Annotated in this window: 19 protein-coding genes; 7 read left to right on the top strand and 12 right to left on the bottom strand. The window is 44.5% G+C overall.

What is annotated here, in order from left to right; all coding sequences use genetic code 11:
- Positions 1-18: 18 nt before the first annotated feature.
- Genes QL886_RS12305 through QL886_RS12315 form a run of 3 tightly spaced genes read left to right on the top strand, consistent with a single transcriptional unit; the run spans position 19 to position 2,687 of the window.
- Positions 19-1,344 (top strand): XdhC/CoxI family protein, encoded by a 1,326-nt coding sequence (locus tag QL886_RS12305; RefSeq protein WP_290178939.1) that lies wholly within the window; start codon positions 19-21, stop codon positions 1,342-1,344.
- Positions 1,341-2,063, top strand: a complete 723-nt coding sequence (locus tag QL886_RS12310) for a nucleotidyltransferase family protein (protein ID WP_290178941.1) — start codon at positions 1,341-1,343, stop codon at positions 2,061-2,063. Before QL886_RS12305 ends, QL886_RS12310 begins: the two co-directional genes overlap by 4 nt.
- A gap of 48 nt (positions 2,064-2,111) precedes the next feature.
- Positions 2,112-2,687 (top strand): GNAT family N-acetyltransferase, encoded by a 576-nt coding sequence (locus tag QL886_RS12315; RefSeq protein ID WP_290178943.1) that lies wholly within the window; start codon positions 2,112-2,114, stop codon positions 2,685-2,687.
- 19 nt (positions 2,688-2,706) lie between these two features.
- Here QL886_RS12315 and QL886_RS12320 read toward each other — a convergent pair whose 3' ends face one another.
- From QL886_RS12320 to hutU, 10 genes are all read right to left on the bottom strand, one after another.
- Positions 2,707-3,387, bottom strand: coding sequence for a histidine kinase (locus QL886_RS12320; protein WP_201607575.1), 681 nt, complete (start codon positions 3,385-3,387; stop codon positions 2,707-2,709).
- Between the two features lie 419 nt (positions 3,388-3,806).
- Positions 3,807-4,421: a hypothetical protein gene (locus QL886_RS12325; protein WP_201548176.1), complete on the bottom strand. Its 615-nt coding sequence runs from the start codon at positions 4,419-4,421 to the stop codon at positions 3,807-3,809.
- A gap of 140 nt (positions 4,422-4,561) precedes the next feature.
- A complete protein-coding gene (locus tag QL886_RS12330) occupies positions 4,562-5,185 on the bottom strand; it encodes a hypothetical protein (protein ID WP_102090408.1) in 624 nt (207 codons plus the stop codon).
- 124 nt (positions 5,186-5,309) lie between these two features.
- Positions 5,310-6,059: a PhnD/SsuA/transferrin family substrate-binding protein gene (locus QL886_RS12335; protein ID WP_290178945.1), complete on the bottom strand. Its 750-nt coding sequence runs from the start codon at positions 6,057-6,059 to the stop codon at positions 5,310-5,312.
- 3 nt (positions 6,060-6,062) lie between these two features.
- Entirely contained in the window at positions 6,063-6,557 is a 495-nt protein-coding gene (locus tag QL886_RS12340) for a PAS domain-containing protein (RefSeq protein WP_290178947.1), read from the bottom strand.
- Between the two features lie 176 nt (positions 6,558-6,733).
- Positions 6,734-7,096, bottom strand: coding sequence for a roadblock/LC7 domain-containing protein (locus tag QL886_RS12345; RefSeq protein ID WP_179797756.1), 363 nt, complete (start codon positions 7,094-7,096; stop codon positions 6,734-6,736).
- 244 nt (positions 7,097-7,340) lie between these two features.
- Positions 7,341-8,636 (bottom strand): imidazolonepropionase, encoded by a 1,296-nt coding sequence (hutI, locus tag QL886_RS12350; protein ID WP_290178965.1) that lies wholly within the window; start codon positions 8,634-8,636, stop codon positions 7,341-7,343.
- A gap of 79 nt (positions 8,637-8,715) precedes the next feature.
- Positions 8,716-9,762 carry a formimidoylglutamase gene (hutG, locus tag QL886_RS12355; RefSeq protein WP_290178948.1) on the bottom strand — a complete coding sequence of 349 codons (1,047 nt, stop codon included), beginning with the start codon at positions 9,760-9,762 and terminating at the stop codon, positions 8,716-8,718.
- Between the two features lie 23 nt (positions 9,763-9,785).
- Positions 9,786-11,348, bottom strand: coding sequence for a histidine ammonia-lyase (hutH, locus tag QL886_RS12360; protein WP_290178950.1), 1,563 nt, complete (start codon positions 11,346-11,348; stop codon positions 9,786-9,788).
- Positions 11,349-11,411: 63 nt separating this feature from the next.
- The gene (hutU, locus tag QL886_RS12365) at positions 11,412-13,130 is read right to left on the bottom strand and encodes a urocanate hydratase (protein ID WP_290178952.1); all 1,719 of its coding nucleotides are present in this window, start codon (positions 13,128-13,130) and stop codon (positions 11,412-11,414) included.
- A gap of 385 nt (positions 13,131-13,515) precedes the next feature.
- Here hutU and QL886_RS12370 point away from each other — a divergent pair, with 385 nt between their 5' ends.
- From QL886_RS12370 to QL886_RS12385, 4 genes are all read left to right on the top strand, one after another.
- Positions 13,516-14,289 (top strand): UTRA domain-containing protein, encoded by a 774-nt coding sequence (locus QL886_RS12370; protein WP_290178953.1) that lies wholly within the window; start codon positions 13,516-13,518, stop codon positions 14,287-14,289.
- Between the two features lie 352 nt (positions 14,290-14,641).
- Positions 14,642-15,478, top strand: coding sequence for an amino acid ABC transporter substrate-binding protein (locus QL886_RS12375; RefSeq protein WP_290178954.1), 837 nt, complete (start codon positions 14,642-14,644; stop codon positions 15,476-15,478).
- A 14-nt stretch (positions 15,479-15,492) separates the two neighbouring features.
- Positions 15,493-16,236 (top strand): amino acid ABC transporter permease, encoded by a 744-nt coding sequence (locus QL886_RS12380; RefSeq protein ID WP_057762590.1) that lies wholly within the window; start codon positions 15,493-15,495, stop codon positions 16,234-16,236.
- A 59-nt stretch (positions 16,237-16,295) separates the two neighbouring features.
- Positions 16,296-17,039, top strand: a complete 744-nt coding sequence (locus QL886_RS12385; RefSeq protein ID WP_057761251.1) for an amino acid ABC transporter ATP-binding protein — start codon at positions 16,296-16,298, stop codon at positions 17,037-17,039.
- 109 nt (positions 17,040-17,148) lie between these two features.
- Here the strand turns inward: QL886_RS12385 and QL886_RS12390 are convergent, their stop codons facing one another.
- Both QL886_RS12390 and QL886_RS12395 read right to left on the bottom strand, forming a co-directional pair.
- Complete coding sequence (locus QL886_RS12390) at positions 17,149-18,102, bottom strand: EamA family transporter (RefSeq protein WP_290178955.1); 954 nt, start codon at positions 18,100-18,102, stop codon at positions 17,149-17,151.
- Positions 18,103-18,401: 299 nt separating this feature from the next.
- Positions 18,402-18,944, bottom strand: coding sequence for a lysozyme inhibitor LprI family protein (locus tag QL886_RS12395; RefSeq protein ID WP_290178956.1), 543 nt, complete (start codon positions 18,942-18,944; stop codon positions 18,402-18,404).
- Between the last annotated feature and the right edge of the window lie 55 nt (positions 18,945-18,999).

The raw sequence follows: 18,999 nt of genomic DNA on the forward strand, positions 1-18,999 counted from the left end.
TACCAAATAAGAGGCGTTATGAATCAGGTCGCTGACATTCTTAATCTGGCAATCAAAGCTAAGCAACAAGGTATTGACGCTGTATTGGCAACGGTTGTACGTACTGAAGGCTCAGCATATCGCCGTGCTGGCGCGATGATGCTTATCTGTGAGGATGGTCGCTCAGTTGGGATGATTAGTGGTGGCTGCTTGGAGCCGCATATTATCAAACGTGCCTTTTGGCTTACTCGTAACGGTGCCAATGTGCAAGTTTATCAGACGGGTGATGACATTCAATATGCTGACGATGGCCAAGCGCAAGCAGGTGTGAAGCGAACTAACTCTGATATATATGATGAGCCAGATAGCGATTTAGATGATGATTTAGATGACGCGGACTTTGATGAGCTAAATTTTGGATTGGGCTGTAATGGGCGAGTGCATGTATTGTTTGAGCGACTAACGACAGCAACGCCATTGTTAGAGACCATCCGTAATGTTCGACGTACTCAGCAGCCGATTACTGTAGCGACTTTAATTCGTGCTAACGACTATCAGCATCAAGATTCCATATCGCAAAACAGTGATAATTTGCAAATTGGGATACGTATTAATTTAGATGAATACCGTAGTTTGGGAAGCGTTTCTGCACTAGGAAAAACAGCTCTTTCAAGCATACTTGCCAATACTGTAGAAGAATTAGCACAACATAAGCTGTCTGATAAAAATGCCGAATATGTGATAGTAGAAAACGGCGACGTAAATACAGAGTGGCTTGTGCAACGCCTGCAACCACAATTGCGTCTATTGGTTTGCGGTGCAGGTAATGACGTGATGCCACTGGTGACCATGGCCAAGCTACAAGATTGGCATGTGACAGTTATAGATAGCCGCGCGCAATATGCGACGCGTATGCGGTTTCCTCAAGCAGACGCTGTGATGTCGCTATCTTTAGAGGACAGTGAGACTTTGCTTGAGCTTAGTAACAACGCAGCAGTTGCTCTGATGTCACACAGCTTAAGTCAAGATCGCGCGCGCCTAGCTGTACTGCTCGAGCATTCAAACAATTATAAATACTTAGGACAATTAGGGCCGCGCTATCGTACCGAACGCTTGATTAATGAGATTAGAGTGAACCTTAGCAATCCTGCTATGTTAGAAGCGGGCATTCATAAATTACATTATCCGATTGGTTATAAGCTGGGCGGAGATGGCCCTGAGGCACTTGCGCTCGGTATCATGGCAGAGATTAATGCGGTCATGCACGATCAAAACGCTTCAGTAAATGGTTCACAAAGTAATCTCTCAAATATCTCAGCGGTGAGTAGTGATATAGATGCCAATACTGTCCAGAGTGGCGTATGAGTAAGCGTGCATTTACAGAAGGTGCTGAACATACAGAAAGTACGGAACAGCAGAGCCAAAACCATGCGGTCATCATCTTAGCAAGTGGCCTCAGCCAGCGTCTTGGCCAACCCAAGCAGCTACTCGTTAAGAGTGGCGAGCCATTGATTACTTATATGACTCGACTGGCAATAACGACCAATCCGCAAGTTATTGTCATTGTCATTCCTGATAATTATCATTTGCTTGCTAGTATGATGACAGAGTTGGCCAATCAATATCCAACGGTTCAAATAGTGGTGAACTCGCAAGCTAATACTGGTATGGCGCATAGTTTGAGTCTGGGTATTGAGACAATTGCTGATTTTAAATCGACTTCAATCGAACGAGTGCTAATCATGGGAGTCGATCAAGTATTATTAGATGAGCCACATTTAACGGCTTTGCTAGCGGGCAAGCAGACGGTAGTGGCTAGTCGCTATCACAATTGGCGACGTTTAGCGAAACATCAAAATCGAGATAAAACGGTATCTGATATCATGGGTCTACCTTTAGCAATTAATTATAAACTGCTGAGACAGTGGCAGTCAGAATTGATAGGAGATAAAGGGCTTCGTCACCTCATTAGAGGATTGCCCGCTGATCAAATAAGTGAGGTCGGTAATGACCAAATTAGCTACGATATTGATACGCCCGAGCAACTAGCATTTGCCAAACAACAAGGCTGGCTTGATAGCTAACCTGATTAATTTAATTGATTTTGAACAGTATTCATTTTGAACAACGAAATGCGAGAGAATAAAATTATAAATACGATAGAAACCGAACGACTGTACCTTAGACAATGGCAAGCGAGCGACTTTGCGCCATTCGCTGAGATGAACGCTAACCCTGAAGTAATGGAATACTTTCCTAAATTATTAACTGCTTCGATGAGTAATACTATCGCCAAAAAATGCCAGTCACTGATTGATGATAATGGGTGGGGTTTTTGGGCGGTGAGTCTAAAAGAGACAGATACTTTTATTGGTATGGTTGGGTTAAATCATGCGCATGCCGACATGCCATTTTCTCCTGCTGTCGAGATTGCTTGGCGGCTACATAATGACTATTGGGGATTAGGGTATGCGACTGAAGCTGCCCGAGCATCTCTGAATTTTGCCTTTGTTGAGCTAGGGATTGAGGAAGTAGTTTCATTTACAGCAGTCATTAATAAGCGCTCACAACTGGTTATGGAGCGCCTTGGTATGACCAATACACAGAAGGATTTTTTTCACCCTATGCTTGAGTCTAATCATCGGCTCGCTGAGCATGTGCTGTACAAAATAACTCGGCAGCAATGGCAGGATACTGTGCTTACTTAATTGCATTGACGGCTGGCTTTTACTCTGTTTGGCTACTATTATCACGCGAAAACGTCAGAATATGCCCTTTAAATGGTAAGTCTAGATAAGTCGTATTTTCAGGTTTTACATGCTTACTACTAAAGCCAAACTCAGTCATCTTATTGGTTAGCTTGTTTTTGCGACCGCGACCAGGATCGACCACGATGACCTCGCAAGTCGGCATAGCATGACGGTCAATGAACTCGGCTAATATGTCAATGTGTTGGTCTTCATAGAGTAGGTCACTACCGATAATCATATCAAACTTACCAAGATGGCTATTGTCCTCTGCCCAATCTAAACGCTCAAAATTAATCTCTTTGTTATTATTCAGCGTGGTATTCCTATCAAGGAAATACTCAACCGTTGGATGATAGTCAGTCGCTGTGATGTCCGCATGCCTATGATTCAGTAGCAGACTAGATAGCGCCATACCGCAGCCAACTTCCAAGATACGTTTGCCTGCAATATCGTAATCAAGCATATGATTGGCCAGCACCAAGCTTGACGGCCATATCACCCCAAACATCGGCCAAGAAGCGGAGCAAATGCCAAGTTTTAACGCTTCGTCATCAGGGTCACTAAATTGTTGATTGTCACGTAGTGTACAAATATGAATGTCGGTGTTGCCAATTTCAATCGTTTGATAACGCACGCGCACAGTGGTCAGCGAAGTCATAAACTGTCCTAAAAAATAAGCAAGAATGCAAGGTTTGGCAGGGGTTGCCGATTTCGGTAGGGTACAACGTTGAAAAAGATAATTAAAATGTTGGAAGCGGTATAGATGTTTGAATGATTAGAGATTTGTGGCAACTTAAGTCGTGGCAAGAAAATACTTAAGTATGTGAGGAGAGTATGACCTAAATTCTCACAAGTTATTGTTAATTCTGAGAGTATTGTTATTGCTGCGTAGAGTTGGCTGATATTAAAGAGTGATATAGATAAAAATGGTACGAAAAAGATTTATATGAGAATAAGCGGTGCGCTTGATTTTAGCTAAGCGCACTGCTTATGCTCGCGTAAAAGATTGAGATTAGGCATCATATCAGTCGATACAGTGGAATGAATTAAGCGAGTTAAATCAGTTAAGAAACCTCCTTAGTTAAGAAATCTCAATCCAGACGTTTTAAGTGCCCATACCAGCTCGACAAAAGCCCGACTATTGGTCAAAGGTTCGCCATCGATGATGAGAACGTAGCCTGCATTATCTATCCATAAAAACACAAAGCTGGTCTCAGGAATGAGTAGGTCAACCTGCTGAAAAAACGAGATTGCCTGACTCTCTACTGCCCATCCACGTTGCTTTTGGCGAAGCATAAAGCCTGAAAAATCAGCGGCGGCGACACTGAGCATGTCCGCTTCTTCTTGACTATAGCCAACTCGCGCTAAACAAAACCCTTCATCAGAGCCGATCGCGGCACGGCGTTTACCAGACAAGCTCGCCACGACATAAGGCAAAAACTGGTCCAATGGTAAGTTAGGTGCTGGTAAAAACAGTGACAGCTTTTCAATCCAGCCTTGTTCTATAAAACTCTGTAGCCAGTCATCAGAATAACGCTGAAGCCAGTCAGCAGCAAGCAGCGTCTGATCATAAGACAGCAAATCCTGTAATGCTAGCTGCTCATCAGTCGGTTCGTTCTGTGAAAACGCTTCAAAAATACCAGCTGGCGTCAGAGTAAGATAGGTTTTATCAGCATTTAAGTAAGAAGACATAGTAACTACCATTATGATAAAAGTGATTAATAAGTGACGAATTAGGCTTTCATATCGTTGAGTTCAAATAATTTCGATACAAGGAAACCGAGCGTAAGTTATACATTAGTATGCTTAGCGAGGATGACGATGTAGCGGATTTATATGGATTTGACTATAGTTTGATCGAGATGTTGTTGGCAATTGTCCCAACGCGCATCGAACTGCCAATCACTTCTACCCAAGCGAAACCATACCAACGAAAATGCGAGACGATCATTGCGCGCAGTACAATGGGCAAAAAACTCATTTTCGATTTGCTCAATCGTACCCCAGTCTTCGTCCTCACGCGCTTGCATCAGCTCAGTGGTGATGTCTTTAGCGATTTCTCGGGCATCGTCGCTGCTGATACGCAGCCGTTGCTTTTGCTCATTGAGAGAAGGGGATATCAGCACACTCCAACGAGTGGCCAACATACTATTGCGCTGAATGTATCTTTTCTTATCAATGCAATCGCGAAAGCCTTGCTGGACATGAGGATACAAACGATCTTTGATACGAGTAAATAGGTTGTTTACATCATATGGGATATCAAACCAGCACCCATAAAAAAAGTCCGCTACAGCACCTTGTAACGGCTCTTTCTCCGTCAACAGTAACGCTGCATTGATACGCTGCTCATGAAAGTGACGGTTGTTGGGTGCCAAAAATACTTTACGAGAGTAAAACCGAAATACTCGGTGCGCGACTCTTTCATTTTCTTTGATCAGGTCTGAATCAGACATAATAATACCCTCCTGTCATCGCTATTATTACGACGGTGCTTGCTTCAGTGATAATGATGTCATACGACAAACGATGATGTAATCCAGAGAAATAGCGCTTGATATCAATATAATGATTGAGCGACTAATCCAATAATGTCTGCATCAAATCAATCATAAATTCGGCATCTTCTTCGCTCATTGGCTCAAATCCTTGAGGCATGCCAAGCTCAGCCAATGCTTCTTTACCATCTGCATCGTTGTGCAAATTGAGGATGGCTTCTAGAAAGATTTGTGCATCGGGAAAGTCTTCTTTGACTAGTAACACATGACTGATATCAGCCAAGTCACTTTCGATAAGTATCGATAGCTGAGTCTTGGTCAAGCGTGAAAAGCTATGAAAAATCTCTGCCAAAAAGAACGCGACTTGGGCTTCACCTTTAATGACTTTTCGGGCAGCCGCTTGATAGGTCTCGGTCACATCCCAGTTGAGATCAGACGCTTCTATATCGACGGCTTCTAGCAATCGCAAGCCAATCAGTTTGACATCTCGGTTGTCAGCCATCGCGACAGTAGCCCCTGCTTGAATGTCTTCCAAACGGCTAATAGCGCTATTGGCTGCTGCTGCAATGACCATCTCATCAGACTTGCCGATAGGTCGGGCAATGGCTCGATAGCCTTGCTCTCGGATGAGAGTGGCTGCATCAAAAGGGTTGGCATAAATGATTTGAATGTCACCAACATCAATGACCTGCTCTTGCTCAGCGTGAGAGGCAGGGATATTAAGATGCATGTTTAAGTTGGCACGTTTTTGAATCAAGGTGTTGAACATGTGCCAGCCTGCAAAGCGGTCAGGCGAAAAATCAGGGGCGATTAACATATTATGTGTCGTCATGACTTAGCCTTCCTCATCTTGTTTCATTTGGGCATATTGAGTCATCGCTGCCTCAATTTTGCTGCGTGATGGTTTGCGTCGTACCGAGGTGTAGCCGACGGTTTCGCCGCGCCGCACGTTAGGCACCACAGTGGCATAGACCCAATAATGACTGCCGTCTTTGCATAAGTTTTTGACATAGCCATGCCATTTTTGTCCAGACTCAGCAGTACTCCATAAGTCTTTATAGGCGGCTTTTGGCATATCAGGATGACGCAAAATATAGTGCTGTTGGCCAATCAATTCATCTACATGATAGCCACTGATTTCGACAAAGGAGTCGTTGACGTGAGTGATGATACCGTCGAGATTGGTACGCGAGACAATCAGTTTGCCATCTGGGTAGGGGCGCTCTATACCAGTATCATAGACAGTCCGTGAGGTGCCATCATGATAAGTCATCGTGATTTGCTCAGCAGGCATATCGGGTTTGTGTGCATCAGGGATTGGAGAACCCATGGTCATCTCCTTCGTTGATCGTTATATCGTCAATCCTCTATAAATTGGATACGGTGTCAGCCTTGCTTAGCCTACTACTTGTAGTACTTTCACTCGGTTTTCTTATATTCAAATTATATTGAACCAACTATGTTTATAGTAATTAAAAGCTAATAAATTCGATAAGCAGTCGCCAATTAAATGAGCTTTGCCAACGCTTCTGAGGCACGCTTAATATCTAGGAATATCAAGCCAAGCTTGGCATTGGGTTTTGCCATGATGGTGAGTACTGCTTCATCGCCTGATGAGGTCATGATCACATAGCCTTTTTCGCCTTGAATCATAATGCGATCGATACCACCACGTGCCAACTCGCGTCCTGCACGGTCACCTAATGATAATAATGCTGCTGACATAGCACCCACGCGATCTTCATCCACGCCGGTTGGTAGAGCTGAAGCAATCATAAGACCATCGTTAGAGATTAGCGCAGATGCTTCAACATCTGCTGATGAACTGTTTAAGTCTTCCAATATCTGCTGAAATGAATCTGTACGCATATCGCTTTCTCTATACTGTTTGTTAATTTTTATTTATGAACTATAGTTAGCCAAAAATAACCCTGTTTAAAAAAGGGTATTATAAATCCTTACTAATAATATTGATATAGTAAATCCCTATTTAAAGTGAGGTTATTAAGGTTTTTTTCTTCAATTTCATAAAATTTGCAACCTCTCTACCAAAAAAAGCCCCAGTCATTAAATGACTGGGGCTTTCTAATTGAGATAAACAAAGGTAGGTTGATTATATTGTGTCGCGCCATTGTCCTTGAACCATAATGCCTTGGACAGGATTTAGCCCTATCTGATAGGCCAAGTCAGCAGGACGAGCGATATCCCATAGCGCTAAATCAGCATCGCAGCCCACTTCCACTTTTCCTTTGTTTGACAGCCCTAACGCTTGTGCTGCATAAACGGTTGAGCCTGCCAATACTTCTTCAGGTGTGAGGTAAAACAGCGTGCAGCCCATGTTCATCGTCAATAAAAGCGACGTTAACGGTGAGGTGCCAGGGTTACAATCGGTTGAAATTGCCATAGGAACTTGATGCTTGCGTAATGCCTCAATCGGTGGCAACTTGGTGTCACGTAGCGTATAAAATGCCCCAGGCAATATCACGGCAACCGTATTGCTAGCGGCCATTTTCTTGATGTCTTCTTCTGACAAATGCTCTAGATGATCGCTCGATAGACCTTTATATTCAGCAACTAAGGCACTACCACCTATATCGGACAGCTGCTCAGAGTGCAGTTTGACTGGTAGATCTAATGAGCGCGCCACTTCAAACACTCGTCTGATTTGCTCAGTACTAAAGGCGATGTTTTCGCAAAAGCCATCTACTGCATCAACCAAGCCTTCTGAATGCAGAATTGGCAGCCACTCGCAAACTTGCTTAATATAGTCATCTGCACGATTTTTGTACTCAGGTGGCAAGGCATGAGCTGCTAGATAAGTGGTACTCACATGAATGTCGTATTTTTCACCCAGTTGGCGAGCGACCGTGAGCATTTTGCGCTCAGTGTCTAAGTCTAAGCCATAACCAGACTTAATTTCGATACTGGTAACGCCTTCTTTTATAAGTGCGAGTAAACGTTTTTCACTTTGTGCAAATAGCGATTCAATACTGGCGGCGCGGGTAGCAATGACCGTCGCGACGATACCGCCGCCTTGTGCAGCAATGTCTTGATAACTAACGCCCTGCAATCGCGCTTCGAACTCATTGCTACGGTTGCCACCATAAACGATATGCGTATGGCAATCGATGAGTCCGGGAGTTATCCATTTATCATTTACATCCGTGATTTGGCTAGCTTGATATTTAGGCAAATGAGCAGTGATCTGATCCTGTGTGCCAACCCAAGCGATTTTGCCGTTTTTAATACCGATGGCCGCGTGATGCAACTGACCATATGGGTTACTATCAGCTTGATTATCGACATTATCACTTGTCTCAATACCAAAACCATGCTGCACTGAAAAAGTCGCAATATTAGCGTTAATAATGACATGGTCAAATGATGTCATAGTAGACTCGTCTAGCATCTGTTCTGTAGGATTTTTCAATACGGAGTTCTTTGATTCATTCATAATATGCTCCTAAATTATTGGGAGGCTAATGTGTTTAAGTGATAATTAAATGCTGCTCTACAATAGTCGCTAGTAAGCGCGCAGCAACTTTGCAGCTACGACTGTCAATATCAATAGTAGGATTAATCTCAGCAATGTCTGCCATTTTTACTTTGCCTGATGCCATGATTGTTTTGACCATACGCTCAACAAAACCCAGCTCAATACCAAAGGCAGCAGGTGCGCTTACACCCGGGACAACGCTAGAAGGGAAGCAGTCCATATCGATGGTTAAATATACGATATCGACCTGATCTAAAAAGCTTTTGACCTGCTCAGCAAGTGTATCCCAAGACTGATAATGACAGTCTTCATCACTAATGACCTGTACGCCCAATTGCTCGGCACGATCGAAAAGCGCCGCCGTGTTAGAGAATCGACTGACGCCAATACAGCAATAGTGAAAAGGCTGACTGTTTGCATCAAGATGCTCGGCAATTTGGCGAAACGGTGTGCCAGAGGTCGCTACATCAGACTGACGAATATCAAGATGAGCATCGAAATTAATAATCCCGATAGTAGGCGTGGCATTTGTTTTGCTGGTATTTTCCAATGCTTGCCATAATCCCAAAAAGCTACCATAAGCAATGGCATGACCGCCACCAAGCCCGATGGGTAATCCGCCTTGCTTAACGATAGTGCTCACTGCATCGGCATATTTGATCTGCGCTTGCTCAAGAGTACTCTCGGCAAAACTATTCTCGTCGTGACAATGTATATCACCTGCATCACCCAATAAGGTTGATAACTGACCATCGAAATATCGTTGTAAATCAGCGATGACTGGCAGCGTAGCAAAAGCTCGACGAATCAATGGCGGAGCAGCTCTAGCACCTACGCGGCCTTGATTACGTCTGACGCCTTGATCACAGGCAAAGCCAATTAGCCCAATATGTTGAGCCTCGTAAGGCTGAGCAAGCTGATACCAATAGCGGGCACGTGCAGTCTCAAATGGCTCTGCACGTCCTGTCCACTGGCTCATATCAGCAGGTGTATGGCTAATACGTGTGGTATTCGGTGTTGTTGTTCTCGCTATTGTCATCGCTGCTTTCCGCTTATTGATCTTTATTTAGACTCGTACCAATCGCTGCGTAGTGACTGCCAATGTTCGGCAAGCGTACCGTCTAATACCAACTGCTTGGCTGCTTCGATATCAGGGGCGAGGTAGCGATCTTTGTCATAGAAAGTCACTTGCTCACGTAGTTTTTGATGCGCGACTGTCAACGGCTCTGAGGTGTCTAATCCGCGATGGAAGTCGATGCCTTGACCAGCAGCCAGAAGTTCAATACCAATAATGGTGGCAGTGTTTTGTGCCATCTCGTATAGGCGGCGTGCGCAATAAGTCGCCATTGAGACATGATCTTCTTGGTTGGCAGAAGTCGGGATGCTATCGACGCTACCAGGATGGGCGATAGATTTGTTTTCTGACGCCAGTGCTGCGGCGGTCACATGAGCAATCATAAACCCTGAGTTTACCCCAGCATTATCAACCAAAAATGGCGGTAAGCCACCTGATAGCGTCGCATCGATTAGCAAGGCCACACGGCGCTCAGACATAGAGCCAATCTCAGCGATTGCCAAGGCTAAAATATCAGCGGCAAAAGCGACTGGCTCAGCATGGAAGTTACCACCCGATATAGCAACAGGGCCATCTTCGTTATTAAAGATAAGTGGGTTGTCTGTCACCGCATTAGATTCGATTAGCAGCGTTTTCCCTGCTTGATTGATGATATCAAGGCAGGCACCCATGACCTGCGGCTGACAGCGTAAGCAGTAAGGATCTTGAACTCTATCGTCTTGCTCGCCATCGTGTGAGGCACGAATAGCACTTCCTTTGATTAATTGACGGTGTGCTTTGGCGATTTCGATTTGACCATGATGACCACGTACTTCATGAATACGCGCATCAAATGGTGAATCCGAGCCTTTTGCAGCATCAATTGATAGTGAGCCTACAATGGTCGCAGTCTCAAGCAAATCACGCGCTAAGAAATAACCACGTAATGCTAGCGCGGTTGAGACTTGCGTACCGTTGATCAGTGCAAGGCCTTCTTTAGCTGCAAGAGTAATAGGCTCAAGTCCATGCTGCGCTAGAGCATCAGCAGCAAGTACTTTTTTGCCAGCGACAAACACATCACCTTCACCCATCATCGCAAGCGTCATATGTGATAATGGTGCTAGGTCACCAGATGCACCAACTGAACCTTTGGCTGGGATATTGGGTGTGATTTGATTATTGATTAAGCCAAGTAAACTATCAACTACCTCGCGGCGTACACCAGAGACACCTTGCGCCAGACTGGCAACTTTCATCACCATAATTAGTCGTACGACGCCTGCAGGGAGAGCTTCACCCGTGCCCACTGAGTGAGAAACGATCAGGTTACGCTGAAGTAGCTCAAGCTGGTCGTCACTGATACGCGTCTTTGCCAATAGGCCAAAACCAGTATTGATACCATAAGCGCTTTTGTCTCGCGCAATGATGGTACGTACATCTTCATGCGAGGCATCTATCGCCTCATAAGCGCTCTCAGGCAACGTCAATACGACAGGCTGCTCGTAGATATCACGTAGCATCTTAAAGCTAAGCTGGCGAGGATGTAGGGTTAGTTGTTTGATATTGCTCATATAGGTAGTCCTAGTTGCATAGTCATATAAGTGTTTGTTTTTATAATATTAAGGTAGTTCAAACTATTTAATCATTGGCAGATTTAAACCATAATCTTTCGCTGTTTTAATGGCCAGCTCATAACCTGCATCTGCATGACGCATGACGCCTGAGCCACAGTCATTGATCAGTACTCGTGCTAAGCGTTTGGCTGCGGCGTCAGTACCATCCGCGACGATGACCATACCTGAGTGCTGCGAGTAGCCCATGCCGACACCGCCGCCATGATGTAGTGATACCCACGTCGCGCCGCCAGCCACGTTCAGCATACCGTTCAATAGCGCCCAGTCAGATACTGCGTCTGAGCCGTCTTTCATGCTCTCTGTTTCGCGGTTTGGACTGGCGACAGAGCCCGTATCCAAATGGTCACGACCAATAACAATCGGGCCTTTTAGCTCGCCGTTTTTGACCATTTCATTAAATGCTAAGCCTGCTTTGTCACGTTCACCAAGCCCTAACCAGCAGATACGGGCAGGCAAGCCTTGAAACTGAATACGCTCTTTTGCCATATCTAACCAGCGATGGATATGTTTGTTTTCAGGGAATAGCTCTTTGATTTTTTGATCAGTCTTATAGATATCTTCTGGATCACCTGAGAGCGCGACCCAGCGGAATGGGCCTTTACCTTGGCAAAATAGCGGACGAATATAAGCAGGGACAAAACCTGGGAAGTTAAAGGCATCTTTGACCCCTTCATCAAAGGCAACCTGACGGATATTATTACCGTAATCAGTGGCTGGAATGTCCATCGCTTGCAAGTCTAAAATTGCTTGTACGTGTACGGCACAAGATTGAGCGGCTGCTTTAGTCAGTGCTGCGTGTTGCTCTGGATCTTCTTGGGCGGCTTTCCATTCCTCTACTGTCCAGCCGCTTGGTAGATAGCCATTGATCAAATCATGTGCTGAGGTTTGATCAGTGACCAAATCAGGCTTCATGCCGCCAGCGTTAGCACGCTTGACCATCTCAGGCAAGATATCTGCGGCATTACCAAGTAGGGCGATAGAGACAGCTTCACCAGCGTCCGTATATTGTTTGATTAACTCATAAGCGTGGTCAAGATCATCTGCTTGCTTATCGACATAACCAGTACGTAAGCGGAAATCGATACTAGACTGCTGACACTCGATGTTTAACGAAGTCGCACCTGCAAAGGTAGCAGCTAGTGGCTGCGCGCCGCCCATACCACCCAGACCAGCGGTCAAAATCCAACGACCCGCCCAGCTACCGTCATAATGCTGACGACCCGCTTCCACAAAAGTCTCATACGTACCTTGGACGATGCCTTGCGTACCGATATAAATCCAGCTACCAGCAGTCATCTGACCATACATAAATAGGTCTTTGCGATCGAGCTCGTTGAAGTGCTCCCATGTTGCCCAGCGCGGTACAAGGTTGGAGTTAGCAATCAATACGCGTGGTGCGTTTTCGTGTGTTTGAAACACACCGACTGGCTTACCAGACTGTACTAGCAACGTCTCATCATCTTCTAATTCTTTTAATGACTCTAAGATTTGATCATAGCTTTCCCAGTTACGGGCTGCGCGTCCGATACCACCGTAGACGACCAGACTTTTTGGGTTTTCTGCCACATCAGGATGCAGGTTGTTTTGCAGCATGCGATAAGGGGCTTCGGTCAGCCAGCTTTTGCAATGTAGCGTGCTACCGGTAGGCGCAGCAATATTACGGCTCTCATCACGGCGAGTCAGCTTAGTTTCTTTGTTGGTTCCGTTGTCAGTAGTCATGATCATATCCTTGTGATAGCGAATAGGGCGATAAAGTCATCAAAGTAAGTGTCTTACAGTCAGTCTAGATATTCATTTACTAAGTATTTATCTACTGCTAAGCATTCATCTAAATTCATAGGAATATCGAAGCGATAAAACAAATTTTCTAGTCCTGCTGTAAAGTTGTATATACAAATTATCAAAGATACTTTTTTCATGCAAGGTTTTTTTTCATGAGCTGATTATTTTTATTATTCACTCAGCCGATTTAGATAACATCGAGTGAGTTGAAAAGCGCCCTAGTTAATACTGAACGCTCAGACATTTTGACTAAGGCTTGCGCGATGGTCTCGTGATATTATGTGGTCATTCCTATTAGCAAAACTGACGGTCAAAGGCGGATATGACAAAGACGATTCCGGCGTATCAACGCATAAAAAATGCCATACTAGACAACATTCATTCTGGTAAGTGGCAAGCGGGCAACGCGATTTCGACAGAAATGGCACTGGCTGAAGAGTTCGGTGTGTCAAGAATGACAGTCAACCGTGCGCTAAAAGAGCTGAGCGAGGAGCGGGTGTTAGAGCGTCGGCAAGGGTCGGGCACGTTTGTCGCGCAGCAGCAGTTCAATCATACGTTTGTTGAGGTACGCAACATCGCTGAGGATTTAAAGTCAGCCAATCGCGACTATGAGGCACAGGTCGTGAGTAAGCGTGCTATTACGGCTGATATGCTCGATAATGAGCTGCGTCGTAAGTTTGGTATTAATGAAGGGGTTATGATTGATAAAGAGTCTGGGCCTGCTAATACAAGCGCTCAGACAGATGCTAGTGATGCAGCTGTCCTGTATGAAGTAAAAATTATTCACTTTGCCGATGGTCAGCCCATACAGTTTGAAGAACGCTGGGTCGATGCCAAAAAAGTGCCGAAATTTATCGATCAGGACTTTAGTGTGGTCAATACCAGTGATTACTTAATTGCCAAAAGTCCTCTAGAGAGTGGTAGCTATACCATCCGAGCATTGGCAGCTCCTGATGAAATTGCTGAGTTTTTGCAAATTGCGCCGCAGTCACCAACGCTTGTGCTGCGTCGGCAGACCTACTCGGCTGGTCAGGTCGTTACCTTTGTAAAAATGTGGCATGCGGGTGATCGCTATCAGTTCTCAGGTGAGCTATAACTGTCGTTAGTTGTGGTAAAGTGCTTGCTCACTGATTTTGTACGTTTTTCTGTCCAAAGTGAGATACTATATCCATAAGCTGCTATTTAATAAGATAGCAATTGGCGTTAATTAAACTCGCCAGAATATTTGAACAATCGTTAAAAATTAAAATATAATATAGAAACAGTATTGAAAAATAGCCCAAATGGCCTCAAATCGGGCAACCAAAGCCGAATATCATAGGAGAGCTTATATTGTTCTTCTATGTCGGCTTGTCCTATTTATTATCACCGTATATTTTATTAGTGCTGTGTGTCTTATTAGCATTATGCGTTTTTACTTTATTCATTCACTCTTATAAGGACGTCTTATGAAACGTCGTACTCTTTTAGCCCTTGCCGCCAGCACCATGTTCCTTGCCGCTTGTGGTCAATCTACTACCAACGAAGCCGATACCAGTGCGACTGACAGCGCTGCAACAGGCGGTTCTGATTTGCTACAACGTATCAACAACGGCGGCACTATCAACGTCGGTACAGAGGGTACGTATCCTCCGTTCACGTATCATGATGAGAGCGGCAAACTAACGGGTTATGATGTTGAAGTAACGCGTGCAGTCGCGGATAAACTGGGCGTAGACGTTGAGTTTAAAGAAACCCAATGGGATGCAATGTTGGCTGGTTTGGATTCAAAACGTTTTGATATGGTGGCTAACCAAGTTAGTTTGACCACGCCTGAACGTAAAGCAAAGTATGACAAAGCAATGGCTTATAGCTGGTCAGGTGCGGTCGTATTGGCACCTACTGATGACAACCGTTATAGCTCGTGGGAAGGTCTAAAAGGTTTGCGTACAGCTCAATCACTTAGCAGTAACTATGGTGAGCTCGCAGAGCGTTATGGTGCAGAGATCGTTCCTGTCGATGGTATGGCGCAAGCGATTCAATTAGTGAAGCAAGACCGTGCTGACTTTACGATGAATGATAATCTAGCGGTATTGGATTATCTCAAAAAATTCCCAGATGCAGATCTTGAGATTAAACTGACAGCACCTGCTAGTGAGTTACGTGGTTCAGGCCTAGTGCTTATCAAAGGTGATGATGAAGTCGTAGCAAAACTTGATGAAGCCATGGCTGAATTGGCGGCTGAAGGCACACTCACCAAGCTTAGCGAACAGTTCTTTGGTGCTGATATAAGTCAACAAAAATAATGTCAGTTTCTATCATGTCAGCTTCTGTAATGTCTACATCATGGTTCGCGGACTTATTGGCAGTATTGCCATTTATGAGTCCTGATCGAGCGCAGATTGTCATCTCGTCGTTTTGGCCAATGCTCAAAGGCGGTATTTATTATTCGATACCGCTGGCGTTGATCTCATTTGCGATCGGTATGGCCATTGCACTGACAGTGGCATTGATTCGTATCATTCCGCGTGCCACTTGGTTCCATGAAATCATCTATCGGCTCGCTCGCGTCTATGTGTCCGCCATTCGCGGTACACCCATGCTGGTTCAGCTGTTTATTATTTTCTACGGTCTGCCAAGTGTCGGGGTGAAGCTTGACCCCTTTCCCTCAGCGATTATTGCATTCTCACTGAACATCGGTGCTTATGCATCGGAGACAGTGCGTGCTTCGATTTTGTCGATACCAAAAGGACAGTGGGAAGCAGGCTCAACGGTTGGCTTGACGTATCTACAGACTTTTCGTCATGTGATTTTACCGCAGGCGCTTCGAGTATCAGTGCCGCCGTTGTCTAATACCTTTATCAGTCTGGTAAAAGATACCTCACTTGCTTCATTGGTACTGGTCACTGAGCTGTTCAAACAAGCGCAGATTATCACAGCTCGTAACTATGAGTTTATGCTGGTCTATACCGAAGCGGCGATTATATACTGGGGTATCTGTCTGTTCTTGACCTTTATCCAAGGCAAGCTTGAAACTAGATTAGATCGTTATGTGGCAAAATAAGCTACGTAGTAAAATAAGTTATGGCTCAATAGACACGCTCTAGCACAACAGGAATTTTTATGATCAAAGTCACTAATATTCATAAAGCCTTTGGTGGCAATCAGGTGCTAAAAGGCATCGACTTGACCATTAATAAAGGCAAAGTAGTCGTAATATTAGGACCTTCAGGATCGGGTAAAACCACCTTTTTGCGTTGTTTGAATGCGCTAGAGATTCCTGATCAAGGTGTGATTGCTTTTGATGACGATAGCTTGAGCGTCGACTTTGCGACTAAGCCAAGCAAAAAAACGCTACTAGCTTTACAGCGTAAATCAGGTATGGTATTTCAGTCTTATAACTTGTTTCCCCATAAGACAGCCATTGAAAACTTGATGCTTGGGCCTACAGTGGTACAAGGGCAGAGCAAAGCGCAAGCTCGTGAGCAGGCATTGGTACTGCTAGAAAAAGTTGGACTGTCAGACAAAGCGGATCTCTATCCGTTCCAGTTATCTGGTGGTCAGCAGCAGCGTATTGGTATTGCCCGTGCGCTCGCTATTGAGCCGTCATTATTACTGTTTGATGAGCCAACCTCTGCGCTTGATCCAGAGTTGGTACAGGATGTGCTTGAGACGATGAAGCAGCTCGCCTCTGAAGGTTGGACGATGGTTGTAGTGACTCACGAAATCAACTTTGCCCGAGACGTTGCCGATCATGTTGTACTGATTGAAGACGGTCATGTTGTCGAAGAAGGCAGTGCTAAGCAGCTGTTTGAGGACTCAAAGCATCCTCGTACGCAGGCATTTTTGCAACGCATTGAGCAGTAAAAACGTTTGTTTTTGCGTAAGCAATAAAAAAAGCCTCAATCATGATGTAATGGTTGGGGCTTTTTTTATCGCAATAAATGGGACGAATTTCAAATAAATAGACAGTAAACTATACTTTTTGTCGTTGTTTTAACCAGCGAGGTACACGAGTAGCAGTGCCATTTAACACAGCATTTAATAAAGCTGCCAGTAAGATAAGCGCCACACCCAAATACTGAATCCAAGACAAAGATTGATGCAGTAATAGCATGGCAAGTGCAATCGCAGTCAATGGCTCAAAAATCGTAAATACCGATGCACGAGTGGCAGGCAGCTTTTCCAATGCCTTCATATATAGCCCAAATGGCACGACGGTTCCCAATAATGATAATCCTAAAACATAGCCCCAAGTCATTAAGGGGAGATCTAATAGCTGCTCATAAGTGTTATAGGTCTCAGGCAAGAGCAGTAGTACGCCAGCACTAATGATAATGGAAGTAAAAAATACCAGAGGCGCAGGGTGAGCATAATGCATCGCACGCTTACCCAATACGCCATATAACGAATAACACATCCCTGCTGATAGACCAAGTAAAATACCCCAGTTAACTTTTGCTTGCTCACCTAACATCGTTAAACCTACGCCAAACACCGCCATCAATGCCAGCAAGACTGATTTGCGAGTGATGGACTCACTCAGTAAGAACTTCGAGAACAATAAGCTAAATACGGGCGCGGTATAGAGCAATGCAACGGCAGGGCCAGCGCCAACATAACTGACCGCAAAAAAATAGCAGACCGACATGCCAAGGACACCTATTAACGACTGCATCGCCAGTCCAAGCCACTGTTTTGGCTGTAATTTGATAAGGTGTGGCCACAGTTTTGGTAGCATGGCTAAAATGATAAAGGCCGCTGTGACAATGCGTAATATGGTTACTTGCCACCCACTAAATCCAATTTGGTTGAGATAGGTCGAGAATATACCCAACGTACCCCAGCAAATAGCAGCCGTAATGATTTGAATGGTGCCTAGCCATGATTGATGCGAGTGGGTCGTCATTCCGTTGTCGATGTTTGCCATACTGTTTTCTTCTTACGATCTAAGTGACACAAGATGTTGTAAGATTGCTATTGATACAATCTCTCCAAGCAATACTGAAATAAGAAAAGACAACCTGATTAAAGGCTGTCTTTTGTTTATTCTTTTCAGTCTATCACTAAAAGATAATAAGTGGCTACTAGGTCGTGTGCTAAATTCAATTGATAGTTATCTAAATGGCTAAAAAATGGCTAGCGTTTACTAAATAACCTAAACAATATCGAATCATTAACTCATATCTGATTCTTGTTCGCATCACTTTTTTATTTCTACAGTCTCTGTTAATCAATCCATAAAAAGAATGCTTGCTCTCGAAGAGCATTTTGCTGAATAAAGCACACTTTTTCCGCTTGGGTTCTTGGTAAATGATCCGTATCAGCCCCGCAGTTTTTTGAGCGCTGTTTTATCCACTGAGTCTGCTCTTTCTTAAGATCAGCCGCCATATCCTCACCGTACAGGCGTCTGACTTCATTTCGCGTTACTCTGTAGCTTTCATTCAATGCTTTATCAGACGTGTTATATATCTGATCAATCAGAGCAGCTTCTGATGCTAATGGCAGATAAGTCGCATTTTCTTTGTAGGTGGCACTATAGGTATCGACTGTCCATTTATTTCTTATAGATATCTCATGGTTCGACGTATCTATAAACCCGTCAAAATCTGCGCCTTCAAAGGTATAACCCTGAAATCGACATGGGGTCACACCATCTTTACATAAGCTATGCTTGGTTTCCGCAGAGTAGTATTTGACAGCATAGGGCGACTTACTAGGTTCTTGTGTTGTCTGTAATAGCCGTCCTAAATCGGGAGCGACTAGCAGCATATTGTTGCAAGTAACGCTTCCTTCTGCACAGCTCTCATAAAGGTTAAGACGTTGG

Origin of the sequence: Psychrobacter sp. APC 3281, from assembly GCF_030407815.1 — a bacterium.
Taxonomy (GTDB): Bacteria; Pseudomonadota; Gammaproteobacteria; order Pseudomonadales; family Moraxellaceae; genus Psychrobacter.

What these genes read in the sequence shown, in the direction of transcription:
- QL886_RS12305 (WP_290178939.1), top strand. Translation starts at nt 19, where the DNA reads ATGAATCAGGTCGCTGACATTCTTAATCTGGCAATCAAAGCTAAGCAA.
- QL886_RS12310 (WP_290178941.1), top strand. Translation starts at nt 1,341, where the DNA reads ATGAGTAAGCGTGCATTTACAGAAGGTGCTGAACATACAGAAAGTACG.
- QL886_RS12315 (WP_290178943.1), top strand. Translation starts at nt 2,112, where the DNA reads ATGCGAGAGAATAAAATTATAAATACGATAGAAACCGAACGACTGTAC.
- QL886_RS12320 (WP_201607575.1), bottom strand. Translation starts at nt 3,387, where the DNA reads ATGACTTCGCTGACCACTGTGCGCGTGCGTTATCAAACGATTGAAATT.
- QL886_RS12325 (WP_201548176.1), bottom strand. Translation starts at nt 4,421, where the DNA reads ATGTCTTCTTACTTAAATGCTGATAAAACCTATCTTACTCTGACGCCA.
- QL886_RS12330 (WP_102090408.1), bottom strand. Translation starts at nt 5,185, where the DNA reads ATGTCTGATTCAGACCTGATCAAAGAAAATGAAAGAGTCGCGCACCGA.
- QL886_RS12335 (WP_290178945.1), bottom strand. Translation starts at nt 6,059, where the DNA reads ATGACGACACATAATATGTTAATCGCCCCTGATTTTTCGCCTGACCGC.
- QL886_RS12340 (WP_290178947.1), bottom strand. Translation starts at nt 6,557, where the DNA reads ATGGGTTCTCCAATCCCTGATGCACACAAACCCGATATGCCTGCTGAG.
- QL886_RS12345 (WP_179797756.1), bottom strand. Translation starts at nt 7,096, where the DNA reads ATGCGTACAGATTCATTTCAGCAGATATTGGAAGACTTAAACAGTTCA.
- hutI (WP_290178965.1), bottom strand. Translation starts at nt 8,636, where the DNA reads ATGCTAGACGAGTCTACTATGACATCATTTGACCATGTCATTATTAAC.
- hutG (WP_290178948.1), bottom strand. Translation starts at nt 9,762, where the DNA reads ATGACAATAGCGAGAACAACAACACCGAATACCACACGTATTAGCCAT.
- hutH (WP_290178950.1), bottom strand. Translation starts at nt 11,348, where the DNA reads ATGAGCAATATCAAACAACTAACCCTACATCCTCGCCAGCTTAGCTTT.
- hutU (WP_290178952.1), bottom strand. Translation starts at nt 13,130, where the DNA reads ATGACTACTGACAACGGAACCAACAAAGAAACTAAGCTGACTCGCCGT.
- QL886_RS12370 (WP_290178953.1), top strand. Translation starts at nt 13,516, where the DNA reads ATGACAAAGACGATTCCGGCGTATCAACGCATAAAAAATGCCATACTA.
- QL886_RS12375 (WP_290178954.1), top strand. Translation starts at nt 14,642, where the DNA reads ATGAAACGTCGTACTCTTTTAGCCCTTGCCGCCAGCACCATGTTCCTT.
- QL886_RS12380 (WP_057762590.1), top strand. Translation starts at nt 15,493, where the DNA reads ATGTCAGCTTCTGTAATGTCTACATCATGGTTCGCGGACTTATTGGCA.
- QL886_RS12385 (WP_057761251.1), top strand. Translation starts at nt 16,296, where the DNA reads ATGATCAAAGTCACTAATATTCATAAAGCCTTTGGTGGCAATCAGGTG.
- QL886_RS12390 (WP_290178955.1), bottom strand. Translation starts at nt 18,102, where the DNA reads ATGGCAAACATCGACAACGGAATGACGACCCACTCGCATCAATCATGG.
- QL886_RS12395 (WP_290178956.1), bottom strand. Translation starts at nt 18,944, where the DNA reads ATGCTGCTAGTCGCTCCCGATTTAGGACGGCTATTACAGACAACACAA.